Annotated in this window: 17 protein-coding genes and 1 pseudogene; 12 read left to right on the forward strand and 6 right to left on the reverse strand. The window is 68.1% G+C overall.

Translation table 11 applies throughout. The features are described from left to right. Positions 1–131 precede the first annotated feature (131 nt). Positions 132–2,390, forward strand: coding sequence for a ThuA domain-containing protein (locus Prum_RS33620; protein ID WP_173080111.1), 2,259 nt, complete (start codon positions 132–134; stop codon positions 2,388–2,390). Positions 2,391–2,486: 96 nt separating this feature from the next. After that, complete coding sequence (locus tag Prum_RS33625; RefSeq protein ID WP_173080113.1) at positions 2,487–2,669, forward strand: hypothetical protein; 183 nt, start codon at positions 2,487–2,489, stop codon at positions 2,667–2,669. A gap of 340 nt (positions 2,670–3,009) precedes the next feature. Here Prum_RS33625 and Prum_RS33630 read toward each other — a convergent pair whose 3' ends face one another. Both Prum_RS33630 and Prum_RS33635 read right to left on the reverse strand, forming a co-directional pair. Continuing rightward, on the reverse strand, positions 3,010–3,465 hold the full coding sequence (locus Prum_RS33630; protein ID WP_173080115.1) for a hypothetical protein: 456 nt from the start codon (positions 3,463–3,465) through the stop codon (positions 3,010–3,012). A gap of 7 nt (positions 3,466–3,472) precedes the next feature. Then, positions 3,473–3,679: pseudogene (locus Prum_RS33635) on the reverse strand (IS5 family transposase); the annotation flags it as partial. A gap of 26 nt (positions 3,680–3,705) precedes the next feature. Between Prum_RS33635 and Prum_RS33640 the strand changes: the two are divergent. From Prum_RS33640 to Prum_RS33665, 6 genes are all read left to right on the forward strand, one after another. Further along, entirely contained in the window at positions 3,706–4,122 is a 417-nt protein-coding gene (locus Prum_RS33640; RefSeq protein WP_173080117.1) for a M23 family metallopeptidase, read from the forward strand. Between the two features lie 81 nt (positions 4,123–4,203). After that, positions 4,204–4,956 (forward strand): TnsA-like heteromeric transposase endonuclease subunit, encoded by a 753-nt coding sequence (locus Prum_RS33645; protein WP_218577451.1) that lies wholly within the window; start codon positions 4,204–4,206, stop codon positions 4,954–4,956. Beyond that, a complete protein-coding gene (locus Prum_RS33650; RefSeq protein ID WP_173080119.1) occupies positions 4,956–6,980 on the forward strand; it encodes a TnsB C-terminal domain-containing protein in 2,025 nt (674 codons plus the stop codon). Before Prum_RS33645 ends, Prum_RS33650 begins: the two co-directional genes overlap by 1 nt. Then, a complete protein-coding gene (locus Prum_RS33655; protein ID WP_173080121.1) occupies positions 6,977–8,071 on the forward strand; it encodes a TniB family NTP-binding protein in 1,095 nt (364 codons plus the stop codon). Before Prum_RS33650 ends, Prum_RS33655 begins: the two co-directional genes overlap by 4 nt. Positions 8,072–8,075: 4 nt before the next feature. Further along, entirely contained in the window at positions 8,076–9,263 is a 1,188-nt protein-coding gene (locus tag Prum_RS33660; protein WP_173080123.1) for a TniQ family protein, read from the forward strand. Continuing rightward, on the forward strand, positions 9,209–10,738 hold the full coding sequence (locus Prum_RS33665) for a LysR family transcriptional regulator (RefSeq protein ID WP_173080125.1): 1,530 nt from the start codon (positions 9,209–9,211) through the stop codon (positions 10,736–10,738). Before Prum_RS33660 ends, Prum_RS33665 begins: the two co-directional genes overlap by 55 nt. A 941-nt stretch (positions 10,739–11,679) precedes the next feature. On the opposite strand, the gene Prum_RS33670 is transcribed toward Prum_RS33665, so the two are convergent. Further along, positions 11,680–12,099 (reverse strand): hypothetical protein, encoded by a 420-nt coding sequence (locus Prum_RS33670; RefSeq protein ID WP_173080127.1) that lies wholly within the window; start codon positions 12,097–12,099, stop codon positions 11,680–11,682. Positions 12,100–12,267: 168 nt separating this feature from the next. Here Prum_RS33670 and Prum_RS33675 point away from each other — a divergent pair, with 168 nt between their 5' ends. The 3 genes from Prum_RS33675 (at position 12,268) to Prum_RS33685 (ending at position 15,454) form a co-directional block, all read left to right on the forward strand. Next, positions 12,268–12,942, forward strand: coding sequence for a response regulator (locus tag Prum_RS33675; protein WP_173080129.1), 675 nt, complete (start codon positions 12,268–12,270; stop codon positions 12,940–12,942). Between the two features lie 3 nt (positions 12,943–12,945). Further along, positions 12,946–14,916, forward strand: a complete 1,971-nt coding sequence (locus tag Prum_RS33680; RefSeq protein ID WP_173080131.1) for a sensor histidine kinase — start codon at positions 12,946–12,948, stop codon at positions 14,914–14,916. A gap of 199 nt (positions 14,917–15,115) precedes the next feature. Then, positions 15,116–15,454, forward strand: a complete 339-nt coding sequence (locus Prum_RS33685; protein ID WP_246278257.1) for a M23 family metallopeptidase — start codon at positions 15,116–15,118, stop codon at positions 15,452–15,454. Between the two features lie 150 nt (positions 15,455–15,604). Here the strand turns inward: Prum_RS33685 and Prum_RS33690 are convergent, their stop codons facing one another. Next, positions 15,605–15,889 (reverse strand): hypothetical protein, encoded by a 285-nt coding sequence (locus tag Prum_RS33690; protein ID WP_173080133.1) that lies wholly within the window; start codon positions 15,887–15,889, stop codon positions 15,605–15,607. An 87-nt stretch (positions 15,890–15,976) separates the two neighbouring features. Between Prum_RS33690 and Prum_RS33695 the strand changes: the two genes are divergently transcribed. After that, positions 15,977–16,972 (forward strand): hypothetical protein, encoded by a 996-nt coding sequence (locus Prum_RS33695; protein WP_173080135.1) that lies wholly within the window; start codon positions 15,977–15,979, stop codon positions 16,970–16,972. A gap of 26 nt (positions 16,973–16,998) precedes the next feature. Here the strand turns inward: Prum_RS33695 and Prum_RS33700 are convergent, their stop codons facing one another. Then, a complete protein-coding gene (locus Prum_RS33700; protein ID WP_246278258.1) occupies positions 16,999–17,847 on the reverse strand; it encodes a YncE family protein in 849 nt (282 codons plus the stop codon). Between the two features lie 623 nt (positions 17,848–18,470). Beyond that, positions 18,471–19,181, reverse strand: coding sequence for a lipase family protein (locus Prum_RS33705; protein ID WP_173080139.1), 711 nt, complete (start codon positions 19,179–19,181; stop codon positions 18,471–18,473). Positions 19,182–19,482: the final 301 nt, after the last annotated feature.

Here is a 19,482-nt window from a genome sequence, read left to right on the forward strand (position 1 = left end):
ATCGGGGCTGATCTTCCGGGGGAGACCGCACCGGCGATGGGATGGTTCGCGCGCGGTGGACGTGTCCTGGAAGGCTGCGGCGATTGTCCTGAACAGGCGTGGCTGCGGACGTGGAACGCCTTCGTGCGGATGTGGGGCGAAGACCCGCAGGGGCGCAGCCCGCGTTCGCCGAGAGTGTTGCGGCCGGCCAGCGTTTCAACGACTCCGACCTGCTCACGATGTCGCGGCTCGGCCAGGGCATGTGCCTGGTCTTCCAGGGCCAAGGCGCCGCCGGCATGGCCCTGCTGGACGAGGGCATGGTCGCGGTCACGTCCGGCGAAGTGTCCCCGATGTACGCCGGAATCGCGTACTGCACGATGATCGTCGGCTGTTCGGACCTGTTCGACGTGCCGCGGGCCAGGCAGTGGACGGCCGCGTTGACCCGATGGTGCGACGCCCAGCCCGATCTTGTCCCGTTTCGGGGAAACTGCCTGGTCCACCGATGCGAGCTGCTGCAGTTCACGACGGTCAACTTTGCCAACATCGGTGCGGTGCGGGCGCGTACCACCGGGGCGGGCACCATCCAGCTGCGCTGGAACGCCGCGGACGCCGCACCGTTCGCGACGGTCGCCGCGCCGGCCGGTGAGGGCTGGCAGGAGACCATTTTCCACCTGTCCGACCCGCCGCAGGGCACCGGCACCCTCGTCGTCACCTCCAGCGGTGGGGTCAACCTCGACGAGCTGTACCTCGCCGACGACAAGGCGCCCGAGGTCAAGCTCACGCTCAACCCGGCCACGCCGAACGGCAACTCCAACTGGTACCGGCAACCGGTGTCGGTCACCGCGACCGCCACCGACGCCGACGGTGCCCCCACCGTCGAGTACACCCTCAACGCCGGCGCGACCTGGACCCCAGTCAACGGGCCCATCACCGTCGGCGCCGAAGGCGCCAACGCCCTCTTGGTACGCGCCGCCGACAGGTGGGGCAACGCCGGCGAGGCCCGCCAGAGCATCAGCGTCGACACCAAGGCTCCGACCTTGTCCTGGTCCCAGATCCAGAACGGGAACGTCGGCCTGTCGGTCTCCCTCGTACCGACCTACACCGATCCCACACCCGGTTCGGGCGGCGCGGCCATCCAGCGCATGAAAGTCGACGGCAAGTGGGTCTACCCGAAGGCGGTCAACCTGTGGGAGATCGGTCCCGGCGTGCACACACACGCCGTGACGAGCAGCGATGTGGCCGGCAACAACGCGACCACCACAGCGACCTTCGTGGTGTCCACATCGTTCGCCGACATCAGCGCACTCATCACCCGGTTCACCACGTCCGGCGTGCTCACCGCCGGTGAGGCCACCACGCTCAACACCATCCTGGCCGAGGCGCAGAAGGCCGCGGACAACGGCAAAATAACCCAGGCCAGGGCGAAGCTCGCCCTGTTCGCACTGAAGGTTTGGCTGGTCACCTCGTCGAAGGAGACGGTCGAGCGCACCGCGTTGACCAAGGGCGCGGAGGACCTGGGCAAGAGGCTGACCGGGTGGACCCCCACTGCCAAGACCGGGGTCGTGGTCAAGCCGGAGGAACCCATCCTGCGGGTGGTCGTCAACCCGGTCGCCGACTTCGACGTCCCAGGCGCTGGCTACAAGGTGCTGGTGCTGGCCCGGACCCCGTCGTTCCGGCACGAGCACATCGTCGACACCCAGACCATGATCCAGAACCTGGGCAAGGCCAACAAGTTCGACGTGGACGTCTGGGACCCGAACCTGGGCTCCGGGCCCGGCCGCCAGACCCCGACCGGCGTGTCGCTGACCGCGAGCCCGTTCACCAGCCTGGAGACGCTCCAGCAGTACGACACCGTGGTCTTCGACTCAACCGTGGGGCGGACGAACAACGAGCCGCTGTCCACAGAGGAACAAGCGGTGTTCGAGAGGTACATCCAGGGTGGCGGCGGCTCCGTCGGCATCCACGCCGCCTCCGACGGGTTCTACAACTGGCCCTGGTACGGCGAGATGCTCGGTGGTGCCTGGTTCAACGGCCACGGCGGCAACCAGCGCGGCATCCAGCCGGACTGCATGTCCTGCGTGTGGACCGAGACGGTGAACGAGAACAAGTCCAACCCGATCGTCAAGGGCATGCCGGCGACGTTCTCCATGCTGGACGAGCTGTACAACTACAAGGCGAACCCCCGCGGTGAGGTGCACACCCTGCTCAGCATCACCGAGTCCAGCTACAGCGGGGGCCTCGGCAGCAGCACCGTCGCAAACCCGATGGGTGCCGACCACCCGCACGCCTGGTGCTCGAACTACGACGGCGGCCGCACGTTCTACATCGGCTTCGGCCACAACTGGGAACTGTCCACTGGGGACGACAACTACGAGCGCTGGTTCCAGGGGATGATCCTCGGCGCGATCTAGTGGACCGCCGGGCAGACCAAGGCCAACTGTTCGTCGTACGGCGAGGCGTTCCGGGTACTCGCCGGCAGCGCCTTAGCCACCACCGTCAACGATAAGTTGGCAGCTGACCTACAGGCGGCCAAGGATGCCTACCTCGCCGGGAAGTATACGGTGGCCGTCCAACAGCTGACCAAGTTCGAAACCAACGCCAGCAAGCTTGTGACCAACCAGAGCAAGCGCCGCGTCCTGCTCGCGGTCTCCACACCACTAAAGGAATGGATGAAGGATCTAGGCTGCTGAGCCGGGGAGGCTGGGGTGTCCGGCAGCCCGGGCACCCCCGCCATCGTTCTTGCCGGGTGGCCCTGGTCGAGACCACCCTAACTGGCTCACGATTATCCAACTCCCGGTAGCGCGACGCACGCCGCGATCGCGTTCGCCTCCTGCGTGTGCGTGGCGACGTCGACCAGGTCACTGGCCGGCCGGCAACCGTGCGTGACCATGCCGCTTGGCCCTCCTGACCCTGAAGGTGTAGGTGTTCGTCTGCGAGGCCGCGGTACCCAGGAGCGGGACTGCCCCGTGAATCACGGCCTGCCACGTCAAGGATTTGTGTGAGAGGGTGGTTCGTGAGGTCGTGTCCGTTTTAGTTTGCCGTCGAGTTAGCGTCCCGTTCGGGGTCCTGTGTGGACGGTGTCAGAGGAGCAAGTGCGAAGAGGCCGGGTTCGGTCTCGACGAGGACCTGGCGGGCGACGAGGCGTTTGAGTTTGGCGCGTAGCCCTTCGGTGTCCTTGGGTGTAGTGCCCAGGCCCAGTGCGAGGCACACGTCCTTGGCGCGCATCGCGTCGGTGGCGGCGGTGAACACGCCGCGGATCTGTTGGTAGGCAGGGCTGGCGACGGTCGCATCCGATGTTGCGGTGTCGGGCTGGCCGCCGGTCAAGGCGGTCAGGGTCTTACGGGTGGTCGCAAGGTCGGCCAGTTCCGTCTCGACGCGGGCCAGTTGCGTAGTGAGTGTGGCGATCTGCTCGCGCAACCCTTGCGCTGTCGCGTTCGCGGCGTCTTCGCACTGCGCGATCAACTGCCAGATCGACGGTGCGTTCACGAGGGTGCTACACCCGACGCCAGGACGGTGTGGCCGTACCGGTCAACCGTCGGACCAGGTTCGCCGTGGACGCCCACAGCGTGCGGGACACCGACGAGGTCGGCTTGGACTCGTACTCGCGGGTCAACCTGCGGTGCTGCATCAGGGGGCCGTTGGTCTGCTCGACCACCCACCGCCGTTTGATCGGCACGAACCCGGCCGCGGTAGTGGTGCGCTTGACGGGGTGGACCTCGCAGCAGCGTGCAGCACGCCGGTCCGGGCGCCGCGTCCGGAACGGTCCTCACCGTGCGGTGCAACGTGGACCCCGCCTCCCACGGCTGCGACATCGACGGCTCCCGCAAATCGGCGGCTGCGACCAGTTACGTCGACATCGCCCACGCCGGCGGCGTCATCACCCGCTACTGCCATATGGGCCAACGACCCTTCGTCGAGCAAGGCCGGCATATCGTCGTCGGCCATGTCATCGGACTCGTGGGCTCCAGCGGCCACTCCTCCGGTCCGCACCTGCACTACGAAGTACACCTCAACCGCGACTCGAGCGCTGCCGGGGCCGTCGACCCCGTCCGGTTCATGCGAGATGTCGGGGCACCGCTTGGTAAACCAGTGTCGTGTAGGTTCTCGTTGAACATGTCGCCGTCTCATGGAGATGTCGCCTGAGATGTCGCTTGCGACATTTCCGTGAGAAGTGGTTCGGCGTGGCGTCGATGGATCTCGATCTGAATCTAGCACTATCCGGGTATGTCCGGCGTTGTGGTCACCCGTTCGCGTGCGCCGATGGTCCGGTATCGGAGCGCCACTGGTGAGTTCGGCGAGAGCCGACTGGACCGGGTGTCTGCCGAGGTGCTGCTGAGCGGCGTGCCGGTTCGGGAGTTCCGCTGGTTCAAGGGACGTCGGTTCTATTCGGGCTGGTACTGGTCAGCTACGACTGGCGGCTTGGTGGCCTATGAGAGCCGCCTGGAGCTGGCCCGCGTCTTGTTAGCGGACTTCGACCCGGCGGTGGTGGCGATTGCGGCGCAGCCATTTCAGCTGTCGGGCATGGATGCTGGCCGGAGCCGTTCGCATGTGCCGGATCTGTTGCTGCAGGACACGTCCGGCCTGGTGACAGTGGTGGACGTAAAGCCGGAACACCGGCTTGCGCGTCCGGAGGTGCAGGCGGTGTTCCGGTGGACCGAGGAGTTGGTCACGGCCCATGGCTGGGCCTTCGAGGTCTGGTCGGGGACCGACGCGGTGGTGTTGGAGAACGTGCGCTTCCTGGCTGGCTACCGCCGTCCGGGAACGATCGAGCGGGGCTTGCTACCGCTGGTGATGGAAGCGTCTGAGCAGGGCGGAACTATCGAGGAGCTGGAGCTCACGCTGCGTTCTCAGGCGCCGGTGTCGGCGGCCCGCCCGGCCATTTTGCATCTGCTTTGGCGGGGTGATCTGCAAGCCGATCTGACGGTGCCGCTGGCGGCTGGGTCGGCGGTCTGGCCGTGTGGGAGGTCGGTTCGTTGATGGATTCGGTGATCAGCATCGGCCCGGGCGCTCATCTGTTGTTCGACGGCGACTTGGTCGAGGTCGTGGAGTTGGAGGGTACGCGGGTCACGCTGCGCAACCTGCGTACGCAGGGGCACCTGGTGGTCGGCTTGACGCGGCTGGCGGCCCGGGCACGCCGGCCTGCCGGCGATCACGACCGGGAGGCGGCGGGCGTGATGCTGGCCGGGCTGACGGTCGAGCAACGCCGCGAGCTGGGCGAACGCGCCGGGCATGTGCGGGAGGTGCTGACCGGGTTTCGCAGCGGCGATCCGAGCCGTCCGGCACCGGGTGAGCCCGACCCGGCATTCGTGGCCGACGTCGCGTTGAAGGCCCGTTACCGGGCCAAGGCGGCGCAGCTGGGTGTGACGGCCCGGACGGTCGAGCGTTGGGTGGCTGCCTACCGGGAGTGGGGCGAGGCGGGTCTGGTCGATCGCCGCGACGGTTCTCCACCTGCGGTTGACGTCCGGTGGGAGGACGCGGTCCGGCAGGTGGTGGCCGAGTCGGTGAGCGCGTCGACGCCGACGCGGAGCGCGGTGTTGGCCAGGGCGGCGGCCCGCTTGGAGAAGGAGTACGGCCCAGGGGTAGTGCCGGTTCCGTCGCGGGCGACGGCTTACCGCCGGTTGGCGGAGTTGGCCAAGGGCACCAATGCGGTGTCCGGTAGTGCGAAGGCGCGCCGGTCGATCGCTGACCGTCCGAAGGGTGTCTACGGCAGGTTGCGCGCGACGCGGCCGGGTGAGTACGTCGTGTTGGACACCCAGGATCTGGACGTGTTCGCGATGGAGCCGGTGACCTGCCGCTGGGTGCGTGCTCAGCTGACCGTGGCCCAGGACCTGTTCACCCGCTGCGTCGTGGGCTTGCGCGTCACCCCGGTCTCGACGAAGGCGGTCGACGTCGCCGGGGTCCTCTACGAGACGGTGGCTGGCAGGGAAGCGCCGAGATCGTGGCCGCGCGAGGCGGTCTGGCCCTACCACGGCGTCCCGACCAATGTGGTCTTCGACGAGCACGGCCCGCCCATGACCGGGCCGGTCTGCGCGCCGGAGACTTTGGTCGTCGATCACGGCAAGGTGTTCTTGTCGGCGCACGTGATCGCGGTCTGCACCCGGCTGGGGATCTCAATCCAGCCGGCGCAGCCGCACAAGCCGACCGACAAACCCACGGTGGAGCGGTTCTTCCGCACCTTGCGGGAGGGGCTGATCCAGCACCTGCCGGCCTACAAAGGACCGGACATCCACTCGCGCGGGGACCGGGTCGAGGACGAGGCGTTCCTGTTCCTCAACGAGTTGGAGGACGTGATCCGGGAGTGGACCGCGACCGTCTACCACTGCAGCAAGCACGACGGTCTGACGGTGCCGCAGTGGCCGCAGTTGAAGCTGTCCCCGGCGGAGATGTTCGCCATCGGGGTCGGCAAGGCCGGCATGTTGCGGATCCCGGCGACACCGGAGCTAGCACTGGATTTCCTGCCGGTGGTGGGACGCACAATCCAGCACTACGGGGTCGAGGCGCACGGCCTGCGCTACAACGGCCCGGTGCTGGACGGCTACCGCAACGCCACCAGCCCCTACGGCGGGGCGCTGGCCGGCAAGTGGCCGATCCGGATCAACCCGGACGACGTGCGACATGCCTGGTTCTGCGATCCGGCCGACAACCGTTGGCACCGCCTGGATTGGGAGCACCAGCCGCTGCTGGATCTCCCGTTCTCGGCCGAGGCCGCCGCGCACGCCCGCCGGCTGGCGACCTCCACCGGCGAACTGGATGCGGCCAAGACCCTGGCTGGTCTGCTGGAGCGTTGGGAGGCCGGCCTGGTCACGGACCGGCGGGAGCGGCGCATGGCGGTACGCCTCGCGGCCGAGTACACCGCCCTGCCCGCCGCCGCACCACCAGCCGCGGCGCCGCCGACGGCGCCACCGGCCGCGGCTGAGCTGGTGCTTGTCGACGGTGATGACGATGACGAGGGTGAGTTGGAGGATGGGTTCTACGACGACGCGTTCGAGGTCCTGGCGTGAGTGGCGGTGGGCTCTACACCTTGTCGCGCAAGGAGGGCTGGCGCCGTTGGGCCGACGCCACCGCCCGCGCTCGGCCGGAGTCGCTGACCGCGCGGCAGATCGGCCGGCTGGGTGCGGACGCCAAGGCTGACTACGACGATGCCCGGCACGACTGGCACGCCAACTTCGGCACCATCAAGACCCCGCAGCTGGCCGCGATCCACGACGAGCTCGACCAGATCGTGGCCACCAACCGGCAGGACCCGGACCGAGTCCGCGGCGCCGCGGTCATCGACGCCCTACCCGGTTTGGGCAAGACCACGATCGCGAACACGTTCGCCCGGGACTTCGACCGCACCCAGCGGCGCCGGCACGGAGACCTCACCGACGAAGGCCACGAACGGCTCCCGGTGTTTCGGGTCGGGCTGACCTCACGCACCACCCTGCGCACCCTGAACCGGATGATCTGCGAGTTCTACGGCCATCCCGGCACCGACCGCGCCAACTCCGCCCAGTTGGCCAGCTTCGCCGTCGACTGTGTGCTGTCCTGCCACACCCGTATCGGGGTCATCGACGACCTGCACTTCATCGACCCGAACCGCCGGGACGGGATCGAGGTGTCCAACCATCTGAAGTGGCTGTCCAACGAGCTGCCGGTCACGTTTATCTACGCCGGTGTCGGGCTGGCCGAACGCCGTCTGTTCGCCGAAGGGCTGACCGGCGACAACGCGGTCATGGCCCAGACCGCCCGCCGGTGGACCCGGCTGGAGCTACCTCCGTTCGCGGTCGGCGACAACGCCAGCCGCCGGCAGTGGCGCAGCCTGCTCAAGGCCACTGAACGCCAGCTCGTGCTCGCCAAGGTGCACCCGGGCATGCTCACCGACCTGGACGACTACCTGTTCGCCCGCTCCAGCGGCCACATCGGATCGTTCATCACCCTCGTCACCCGCGGCTGCTACAAAGCCATCCGCACCGGCACCGAGCAGCTGACCGAGCCGCTGCTGGACAGCGTCCGCATCGACGAAGCCTCCGAGGCCGCCCGGCACCGGCTGCACGCCGGGCTCACCGCCGCCCGGCGATCTCGCCGCCCGGGCACGGCGACCACCTCCTGAACCGATGCTCGTGCAGCCGCGCACGCTCCCGCTGCGGGTCCCGCTCGCCGACGGGGAAGCGCTGGACTCATGGCTGGCGCGTTTGTCCCACCGCAACGGCATCCCGGTGCTTCCCCTATCACGGGCGCTGGGCTTCGGTGACCGGCTACGGGTCTGGCACAACCACGCCCTGACCTGGCGGCTGCCGGCGCCGCTGCTGCGGCGCATGGAAGCCCAGACCGGGCTACCGACCGGCGCGCTGGACGCGGCGTTGCTGGACCAGTTCGACGTCCTGGGCTGGAAACCGACCGCCGGCTCCCGCTACTGCCCGGCCTGCCTCACCGAGACGGGCGGCATCTGGCCGCTGCGCTGGCAGCTGCCCCACACGTTCGCCTGCCTGGCCCACCGGTGCCTGCTGGCCGTGCTATGCCCAGGCTGCGGACGCACCCCGCGGTCTCGGATCTCTGAACGGTCCGGGCTCGCCCCACCCACCCGCTGCACGCTGGGCACCTCCCGCCACGGCAACCCTTGCGAGGCTGACCTGCTCACCCACCGGTGGCAGCGGCTACGGGAGGGTGATCCGCGGCTGGCCGCGCAGGCGTGGGTCGACGAACGTCTGGACCGCATGGACGCCACAGCGGTCACCGACCTGCGGGACCTCGACGCCCTCGCGATCTGGTTCCGGCAGCGCATCTATCCGAGCGAGCTCAAACATCTCGGCGCGGCGACGGTCGCGGCGATGACCGAGTTCCGCGACGAAAACCACGCCCTCAAGCGCCACCAGCGGACCGCCGGCCTGATCGCCGCTGCGATGACCTGCCACGCCATCGACGTCATCACCCTCGACGATCACCACCGCGACCGACGGCTGGCCCCGCTGTTACGGGATGTCCATACCCAATACCGGCGGTCTGGGCAGACGCCGTCGACGCGTGGGCCGATGATCCTGTCCCACAAGCGGCTGACGAGCCTGTCGGAACCGTTGCAGCGCAAGGTGTTGCGGTCGATCGACGCGAAGCTTCCGGTCACCGAGCGGTTGCGTTACCGCACCTGCACCCCTCGCCGCGCGCACCGCGGCCTGGCGCCACGACCGCCGCCGAACGGGCCAGGCACATCCCGCAATACCTTTGGCCGGAATGGATCATCCGGTTCCAGCCCTTGCGAGGCGCGCACACCGACGACCTCGCCATCGACCTGGCCAGGGCGCTGCTGATCCCCGGCAACCCGGTCCGCAACATCCATGCCACCAGCGAACTGAACCCGTGGCGCAACAACGTCAGCATCTTCCTCAGCGAGATCGCCGCACACTATCCGGACACGTTGACCGCGCTCTGCAACATCGCCGCATACCTGGACACCCACGGGGCGCCGATCGACTACCGGCGCCGCCGCACCGCCTTCACCGACGTCGATCTCACCGAGGCCCAATTCGCACAGATCTGCCTCCGGGCGGACGCCAACCCAGGACGGGGAGCCCGGCTGCTGCACGCCCGCCGGCACCTGTTCGCCCTTCTCACCGGGGCCGACCTATTCAACCGGCGACACCAGATGGCCTTCGCCAATCCGCATGAACGCGGCCACTACCACCTGTTCCAGCAGCAGATGACCAGCACTCTGCGCGCCGAACTGCACCGCCACGCAACGGACCTGCTCGCCGCGGCTGGCATCGACGAGCCGGTGACCTGGAGCCCACCCGGCCAGTGCGTCGCCGGCCTCAAGCTGCCCGGCCGCGAACCCGACGACATCGACCTGAACGCCCTGCATCAGATGGTCATCGTCGACGGCACCAGCTCGCGGTCGGTGGCGCGCCGGCTCGGTGTCACCGTCGAACACGTCCGCTATGCCAGCCAACAATTGCACCGGCTACCACCACAGCGCGCACCCAACAGCAAGCCTCGCATCAGCAAGCTCCGCGCCCGCGCCGAGCAACTGCTTACGCGGGAGTTCTTTCAACGTGAGCACGTCGCGGCCGGCAAGAACCTGGCCACCCTGGCAACCGAGACCGGGTTCTCCCGTTGGATGCTGCACGAGCACGCCCGCGCTGCTGGCGTCAAGATCGTGACACGGAAGATCAAGGAACGCGTCAAGGTCACCCGGGCCCTGCGCGGCGACCGCATCGACCCTCAGTGGCTGCGCGAGCAGGCAGGCACCCTGCACCGCGCCAACACCGACATCGCCGCCGAACTCGGCCTGTCCCACGAAACGATCCGCCGCTACCGCCGCGACTACGGCATTCCCAGCCGGCCCACCGGCGGGCACAGCCACGTCGTCAGCAACCTGCGCCACCCCAACCTGCCCCGCGACATCCGCCTCGCCGTCGAAGGCCAACGCGGCGGCTGGCAACGCCTACACCGATTCCAGCAGATGATCGCCTACCCCAGCATGAACACCGCAGCCGCAGCGCTCGGCCTGCACACCCAGAACCTCAACCTGCAAATCCAACGCCTCGAAACCGACATCGGCGGCCAACTCCTACAACGAGCCCCACACCGCTACGCACCCATGGTCCCCACCCGTCGCGGACAACGCCTGCTCGACCACCTCAAACAGCCGGCCATCCGTGAACTACTGGACCGCTACGCCGACGCCAACGCCCGCCCCAAATGCGGACCATACAAGCGCTCCACCAGCGATAACACGACCAGCAGCGTCAACGATGCGCCGCCATCGGTCGCGGTCAGCAGATGATCGAGGCGCTCCCGTCACCTCTACGGCTGTTTCAGCCGCAGGAAGAGGGCAACGGAACCCACGATTGCAGCGCCGAGGACGAGGCCCCAGAAGAAGGCGCGTCTTAAGCGAGAGCCGACCTTCTCCTGCTGACGTCTCAGTTTTTCCCGTGCCGACTGTCGCTCCTGCCGCAGTTGCTCAGCCAGATCCAACGCAAGCTCGTGCCATCTATCGATCAGTAACCGCGCGTCAGCGGGGACCTTACCTGGTGGCAGTTTCGCCAGCCTTGATCTGGCCTCATTGATCTTCTGCCACCTCGTTGGACGGGCAGCGTGTTCCAAGATCCGCTTAGCCTCTTCACCTGGCCCGCCTGCCCGATCCGCCACCTGCCCACCTCCCAGTCGAACGGTGCTGACGATTCGACACGCAGGCCGCACCACGCAACAGCCACCTGTCGGATAGCAGTCAGGTCGCCTAAGAGGCGAAGTGGACCAGCACACGCGCCGCGCTGCGGTAACAGCTGTGCACCCATCCGAACGGACCGCTACCGCGCTACGGGTAACGCTGCCGCTAACCGTCACAGCCCACGATCACGGCAGAGGCGCACCCAGCCCATGGTCATCAAGAAAGTGACAGATCGGTGAGAACAACCGGCCGACAAACCGCTGAGAAGACGCAGTCAGGCCCAGGTCAGCGGCACACCCAACGACAAGATCAACGAGAACCTACATGTCGCGCTGACGCAGCAACGCGTCGGCATCACACTCAAGCCGATGAGTGTGTCGGCGAATCGCGCTGCGGCACCGAGCAGCGTCACGACCCGCTGTTGTGCGCCGCACGTCCGCCGAGGCACGGTCCGGCTGCGTTGGACGCAGGCAAGGATCAATGCATGCTGTCGATGCGGGCGGAACTGGTCGCCTGTGCGGGTCCTGTTCGATGCTGGTGGCGTGGGTAGCCCTCGGTCAGCTGGGCAGCGGTGGGGCGGCTGGGCGGGACATCACAAGGATGACCGTGATGATGTTGAGTATCACCAGGGCCGCCGCGACCATGAACATCGCTGCCGGCTGCCCTTGGACCAGGAAGACCGACGCGGTCATGAGTGCCGAGATGACCCGGGCGGCGGCGACAGCGCGGGCGCCGATACGACTCTTTCGGCGCCACGTGAGAACGACACCGACGATCGTCGTCAGACCGAGTACGGCGGCGGCAACGAACCCCACCAGGACGAGGAGATCAACAGGTTCGATCTGGGACTCCCAGAGGAAGAGCATGGTGGCGAGGGCGGCCGGCGACGGAGGGAGATCCGTGAGGCCCAGCACACCGGCGACTACGAGGCCCACCTTGTTCCGGTGGGAGAGCTGCGAACCGGTGACTGGGCTCATGTCGGCGATCCTTTCTCGGCGGTGCCGGACATTACCGGCTGCGAGCAGCATGCGTCCGACGCCGATCGGGAGGCATGGGGTGGGATTCCTGGGTGGGCCGGGATTCTGCCCGGCTTTGCGGGATAGTGGGTCGATGCGCGAACGACGGTCAGGGGCCATGATCGAGACGTGAGAACCCCGCCGATCCGTGTGCTCGTCGCCGACGACCACTTCGTGGTCCGGCGTGGCATCGGCGCGCTGCTGGCCTCGCTGGACACCTTCGTCGTGGTGGCTGAGGCGACGACCGGAGTGGAGGCGGTGCGCGAGGCGCAACTGACCGAGCCCGACGTCGTCATCATGGACATCAACATGCCGGTGATGAACGGGATCGAGTCGACCCGGCAGTTGAGCCGAGTGCTTCCCGATACCGCGGTCCTGGTGCTGACGATGTTCGACGACGATGAGAGCGTGCTGTCGGCGATGCGGGCTGGCGCGCGGGGGTACCTGCTCAAGGGTGCCCTCCAGGACGAGGTGGTCGCGGCGATCCAGTCCGTGGCGGCCGGGCAGGTGGTCATCGGAGCTGGTGTCGCCGGGCGGCTGCTCAGTCACCTCAACGCGCCGCAGCCCGCGGACCCGCCGTTCCCGCAGCTGACCTCCCGCGAACGGGAGGTTCTGGAGCGCATCGCGCAGGGCCAGAGCAACGGCGCGATCGCCGCTGGCCTCGGCCTGGCACCCAAGACGGTAGGCAACCACGTCTCCGCGATCTTCGCCAAGCTGCGAGTGGCCAGCCGCGCCGAGGCCATCGTCCGGGCGCGCGAGCGCGGCCTGGGCGGGTCGGGCGACGGCTCGACGGAAGGATCGTGACCCGTGGCACGCCTGCGGCGATCATCACTCGTCGGCGTGCTGGCTACCGCGGTGGCGGGCGGCGCCGGTGCGGCCGCGGTGTGGACCGCGGCGGTGACCACGGTGCCGCTGTGGGCGCTGATTTGGCAGTTGACCGTCGGCCTGGGCTGCGCTGTGGCCGGCCACGTCAGCACGGTCGTTGACCGGCGGGCGACGGGTTACCTGCTGATCCTGGCGGCGCTGAGCTTGTTCGCCGGCCCGGTGATGGTCGTCGCGGGCCAGTCCGGGCTGGCCCGCGGGCTGTGGGTCAGTGCCGTCCTGGTCACCATCCCGTTGGCGCTGCTGCGGGTCGTCCAGCCGCGCCGGGCGGCGGCCACGAGGTGGGTTGACACGTCCATCGTCGTTGTCGGGCTGGCCACGGCGGTGGCCGGCGCGGCCGGCCTGCCGCTGGCCGGTGTGCTGCTGGGCATGGCCAGCGCCGCGATGGTGGCGGTGGCAACAGGTCTGCGGTTCGAGATGACCGCAGGCGAGGACCGGCGCCGGGTCCTGTGGGTGATCCTCGGGTTCCTGCTGGCGGTACCGTCCGGCCCCGTCGCGCTCGTCGCCGCCAACACGACCGGTGGCCTGGCCGTTGTGCTCGCGGGGGTGGCGGCGATCTCGTCGCTGTCGTTACCCATCGCCGCCGGGGTCGCGCTGCTCGCACCGCGGATCGTCGACGTGCGCGCCGTCATGCAACGATCGACCGTCGCCGCGCTCATGGTGGCGCTGGCCGCCGCGACGTACATCGAAGCCGAGGCGGCCTTCGTCACCGTCACCGGCGATCTTCCGCCCATCGGTATTCGGGTGCTCATCGTGGTCGGCGTCGCCGCGGGTTTCCACCCCGTGATGCGCTGGGTACGGGCCAGTGTGAACGAGATGCTCTTCGGCGGGCGCGCCGATCCGGTCCACACGCTGACGCTGCTGGGCAGCCGGCTGGCCGCCGGCTCCTCCCCACCCGACTGGCTCGACACGCTCCGGCTGGCGCTGGCCGCACCTGGTGTGGCGCTGCGCACCGGCGAACAGGTCATCGCAACCTCCGGGGACCTCGGTGACGCACCCACGGCGCACACCGACCTGCGGGCCGGCGCGGCGCACGTCGGCGAACTCACCGTGGCGCTGGCGACCGACGATCCACGCCTGGCCCGGGCCACCGAAGCCGTCCTCAGCCTGGTGAGCGTGCCCTTGGCGCAGGCGTTGCACGCCGCCCACCTGACCGAGGACCTGCGCGTGTCACGGGGCCAGGCAGTGACCGCACTGGAGGAGGAGCGCCGCCGCATGCGCCGTGACCTGCACGACGGACTCGGGCCGACACTGACCGGGATCGCGTACAGCGCCGATGCCGCCGCCAACCTGCTGCACTCCAACCCCAGCCAAGCATTGGAGATCCTCCATGCGCTGCGCGGCGAGGCGCGCGACGCCATCGCCGAAATCCGACGCATCGTCTACGGGCTGCGACCCCGCGCCCTGGACGAGCTGGGCCTGGTCGGGGCCGTACAACAGCAGGTCTCCCGCCTGCGGACCGCCGACGGTCACTTCCTCACCGTGGCCGTCGACGCGACCCAGGACATGTCGAAGCTGCCCGCCGCCGTCGAGGTCGCGGCATACCGGATGGCCGTCGAAGCCCTCACCAACGTGGCCCGGCACTCCGGGGTCGCCGAGGCATCGGCCAGCTTCACCCTCGCCGACGGTCCCGTCCTGCGCGTCACGGTCCAGGACCGGGGCCACTCGGTCTCGGCATGGACGCCAGGCATCGGCATCGCCTCCATGCGCGAGCGAGTGGAACAGGTCGGCGGCACGCTCCGGATACACGCCGGCACGCACGGAGCGACGGTTAGCGCCGAGATCCCAATCCACCTCCCGCGTAACACCCTTCGCGATCCTCGCCAGGAACACGCGGCCATCCAGCTGAGCCCGGTGCGACTCCACCGGACTCCGCCCCGGCCAATCGCACACTGATCAGCCGCGACGAGCGCGTGACCAGCAGTCCCGGACGCGAAGCGGACAAGATCAGTTGTCGGTCCGCGAAATGACAAACACAGATGTCGGGCAGTCCCATCGTCACGGGCTAAACAGACACTGCAATTAAGCAGCTACTAACGGGATCGACATCGCCGCGCCGCGCGGCTCCGTCATCTGGGCAGCCTCCGCCGGGCTCGTGGTCACCGTGTTGTGCAACGTGGCCGTGCAGTCCTACGCGCCCACCAGCGGCACGTTGACGTGCGACTCCGATGGCTATCCGGGCCTGGGCGGGTGTGGCTGGTATGTGCAGATCCGTCACACCGACGCTGTGACGCGGTACTGTCACATGCTCGAACAGCCTGCCGTCCGCGTAGGGCAGACCGTGACCGCCGGACAACCCATCGGACTGGCCGGCACATCCGGCAACTCCTCCGGCGTGCACGTCCACGTAGAGATCCACAGTGGACACCCGGCAACGAGTTCCAATGCGGTCTCCCCAGTGCCGTTCCTCGCCGCCCTAGGCGTGCAGTGGTAAGCCTTCTCGCCTGTAGGTTCTCAGAAGAGATGTCCCATCCTCAAATGAGAGGACCACTGGTTGTCCCATGGGTCAATAGATGAGAACACGACCGGACCTGATGCCCGACCAGGTGGCGTCGCCCGCGCCGCTCCGGCGGGCCGCAGCAGATCAGTCGGTCATGTGGAGCCACTGCTTGCGGGACTGATCGTAGCGGGCCACCGTTTCGGTCCGGATCGTTTCGAGTGGCATCCACTCGTCGTCCGGGTTCCAGCGTTCGCCGCCGTGGGCTTGGGCGTAGATCGGATTCGACGCCCACAGCACCAGGATCTGCTCGTCACTCACCTCGTACACCCAGCCGAGGAACTCCCGACCGTCGATGAGGCTGAAGCCGACCTTGTCACCGCGGTCTGCGCACGCCGCGAAGAACGCACTTATCGCCGGTCGTTGCGACACGTCTGCAGACTACGAGACCACCAGATCCATCGGCAACGTGCATCCGGCCCCATCGAAGCTCGGTGCTCGCGGGCGTATGGTCGGTGTGTGTCATGGCCCGCCGTCTATGTGGTGATGGACGACGACGTCCTTGACCAGTTGGCCGGTTGGCACCTTCCGGCCGACGACGGTCTGCTGTACGCCGCTGTAGAAAGCTCGGGCCTGGCGGTCGGGCCGACTCGTTCGTACCGAATCGTTCTCGATCGGTGGGGTGCCCTCGGGATCGACAGCATGCTGGCCGGTGGACCCGGGTTTGCCCTGAGCAGGATGCTGGCGGGTGCCGACAAGTGCCGTCTCGGCGCAGGTCACGCCGCGGTGCTGGTGGACGTGCGGCGCCGACGGCTGTTGTTCCACTACAGCACGGTCGCGCTGGCCGGCGGCGGCGGTCTCGGCGCGAGCCATGTCGATTTCCGGCTCGGGCTCTTAGCTCTGTTGAGCCGGATCTGGGAAGGTTGGCAGGTCGACTGGGCCTGGCGCGGCGATCTGGACCTGGCCGAGCACATCGGCCTCGTCGAGGACTTCCGCCAGCCGCTTGAGGATCCCCGTCGCCTGTGGCCCGGCGTTCACGAAGACCAGACGGTGGTGATGGTCCGGACCGGCGCTGAGGTGCGGGTCTGGTCGACGATGTCCACTGCCATCGGTGCCTTCCTACACGGTCCGTCCCTTGTGGATGGTGTGGACGGCGGTGTCGACGAGCGGGAACTCACGGCGATGCCCGCCGGCGGTCTCTATCTCGATCCGCACCGGCGGGAGATGGACTGGTGGACGACGGGAACCACCGAGGGCTGGGACGCGTCGGCCGCCGCAGCCGAACGCTGGCCGGGCTGGCGGGCGCAGTTCCTGCGCGACGACTTCTCGCGGTTCTTCGCACGGTGGGCGCCAGCAGTGGACCTGCCAGTGCAGCCGCTGCGCGGGTTGGCCGGCCTGCGGCACCGACTGAACAGCCCCGGCGCTGAGCACCGCTACGGCACCGACCGGTGGGAGCTGCTCCAGGTCGCCCTCACCGAACTCCAGGCACGGTCACATGTTTGGGGCTACGAGTAGCGGCGAAGGACCCAGGTTCGCGATCCTCATACCTCGTCGCGCACGGTGACCAGAGCATGGTCGGCGCATGAGACATAGAGGCGCCGATTTGGCCAGTCGGCGGCGATCTCGATCGGCCCGATGCCGTATTTGGCGTCGTCCAACTGCGTCTCAGACACCCGCGAGCCGCCGCGAGCGTCCAGGACCGCTAGCGTCCCAGCATCCCAGAACGCGACGAGCAGCCGCGCGCCGTCGCCGCTCACGCCCACAGCCAGGGGCTCCGGCAACACCGGGTCTGCGAAGGCCACGCCGAAGAGCCCAACCCCCGGCCGATTGGACAGCGTGGACAGCTGCACGGTCTGAATTGCCTCGAGCGCCGTCGTATCGACGACCGTAATGCTCTGCGACCGCCGGTTAGCGACGTAAAGCCGCGTGCCGGATGGATCCAGCGCCATGTCGACGGGATTACGACCCACTTCGATGGTCGCAACGGTGCCCAAGGTCCGGGCGTCGATCGCGGACACCGTCGCATCGGCGTTATTGCAGACATACACGCAATCACCGGACGGACTCGCCACCAGAGACGTCGGTCGCCTACCGGTCCGGACTGTGTCCAGCACCCGCTGCGCATCGGTGTCGACCACCGACATGGTGTCGGTATGCGCGTTCGCGACGTACAACCGATCGCCGCTGCATGCCAGCGCCCACGGTTGCTTGCCGACCTTGACGCGTGAGGTCTCGGCAGCCACGCGCACGTCAACGATCGACACGTCGTTGGAACTGAAGTTCGCCACGTATATCCGCTCGCCGTCGGGGTCGACGGCGATACCCGACGGCGTCCTGCCGACCAGGATGCGCGCGACTTCCGTGCGCGCGTACGGGTCGACGACCGTCACAGTGCCGCGCCGCCTACGCAGACTCCGCAACGATCCGAGGACACCCGGGTTGGCCAAGTAGACGCGATCCCCGGACGGGCTCACCGCGATAGCGCGAGGGAGCATCCTTCAGCATCATCAGCTGTGAGTTGATCCGCACCGGCGCCCCCTAGCGGCACGAGCCCGGCCCGAATCTTCCATCGCCGCTTCGGTAGTGCCGGGCCGGGCGTGGGCAGTCGGGTGGATGGTACGCGCCACAGGCGATCGCAGCGTTCTTGACAGCGCTACTGATAACGGTCCGATCGCGGCCTGACCACAGCGGCCGATTCGCACCCTCGCGCTCCACGGTCGTCCAGGACTCGCCCACGCACCACCAAGGTCATCAAGAAAGTGACAGGTCGATGAGAACCAACGACCGACAAGCCGGTGAGAACCCCGACAAGGACTACCGACCATTCGCCAATCGTTGCACGCAATTGTGCGCTGGCTACGCCGACGTCGGGCTAAACCGGCCGCCCCTTTGCCCTGCCCACGGCCGACAGGAAAGCAGGCCCTGGGCCGGCTGCACCACGGCCAACGGATCAGGCCGTCAGCTGTCGACCGCCATCCCGATGCCGTTCGAGGCTGCCGGTGCACGAAGCTCCTTACCTGCGGCCGTTGCCGGCGGCCGTGCCTGCCGCGGTGAGGCTGTCCGCGATGGCGTCGGCCACTTCTCGGGGGTGGGTCAGCGGTGCCAAATGGTTCATCGAGTACCGCGCCACTGGCCAGCCGGCGGCCAGGGCTTGGTCGGCGACCGCCGCGTATGCCGCGCTCAACTGCACGTACGTCTTGCCGACGCGCTCGTCCCAAGGGGACCGCGGCATCGGTTCGCTCAGCAACCCCGCCGGCATGCCGCGTAGCTCGTCGCGAAACCGTTGCGGGACCGCCTTGTCGGGGAGCACTTCATCCATCGCCTCCGGCGGAAACCATCGGTCCCATGGCGGCAGGAGGCCGTTCTCGACGGACGCGAGTAGGGCACAGCGCCGATCCGCCGTCAGCGTCTCCAGCCAAGTACGCCCGTCATGGGGCAGCCGCGCATCCAGGAAGACCGCTGTCGCGCGGTTCGGCCCCATCTTCGCCAACGCGCCGGGCAGCAAGGGCCCCGCCCTGCTGTGCCCGACCACGGCCACCGCCTCCTGCCCGTCGGCAGGTTCGGCGATCGCTTGGAATAGCCGCTCGTAGAACGGTGGTCCCGAATCCAGGACCGGGCGTAGATTCGGTACCGCGACGGCGTACCCGAGTTCAGCCAGGCGGGCCGGTACACCGCCCCAGCTCGACCTGGCGAGCAGCGGGCTGTGTACGAGCAAAACCTGCATGCCTTGTCACCATAGCCGCGTCGCACGGCCAGCGGATGACCAGGACCAAGTGGGTGAAGCAGCCCAGTGCCCGGTGACCTGTGGAAGAACCACTTCAATCTGGGCTTCACGCATATTCGTGGCAGCGCATGTTCGAGGCCGCGTGCGCCCTGCGGGCGCTGGCTGCCGCGTTCGGCAGCACCGGGGTGGCGCCGTCTAGCAACATAGTGAGCCATTCCGCGCAAGCGGTTGACTCCCGGACACCGTCATGTCATGTGGTTCGGGGCGTGGTCGTTGACGAGCGCGGTCGCGAGTATCTGTC

The sequence above is a fragment of the Phytohabitans rumicis genome (assembly GCF_011764445.1).
Lineage (GTDB): Bacteria > Actinomycetota > Actinomycetes > Mycobacteriales > Micromonosporaceae > Phytohabitans > Phytohabitans rumicis.

Excerpts from the sequence above, each read along its gene's own strand:
- Prum_RS33645 (WP_218577451.1), top strand. The coding sequence starts at position 4,204 with ATGTCCGGCGTTGTGGTCACCCGTTCGCGTGCGCCGATGGTCCGGTAT.
- Prum_RS33670 (WP_173080127.1), bottom strand. The coding sequence starts at position 12,099 with ATGAGCCCAGTCACCGGTTCGCAGCTCTCCCACCGGAACAAGGTGGGC.
- Prum_RS33660 (WP_173080123.1), top strand. The coding sequence starts at position 8,076 with ATGCTCGTGCAGCCGCGCACGCTCCCGCTGCGGGTCCCGCTCGCCGAC.
- Prum_RS33705 (WP_173080139.1), bottom strand. The coding sequence starts at position 19,181 with ATGCAGGTTTTGCTCGTACACAGCCCGCTGCTCGCCAGGTCGAGCTGG.
- Prum_RS33650 (WP_173080119.1), top strand. The coding sequence starts at position 4,956 with ATGGATTCGGTGATCAGCATCGGCCCGGGCGCTCATCTGTTGTTCGAC.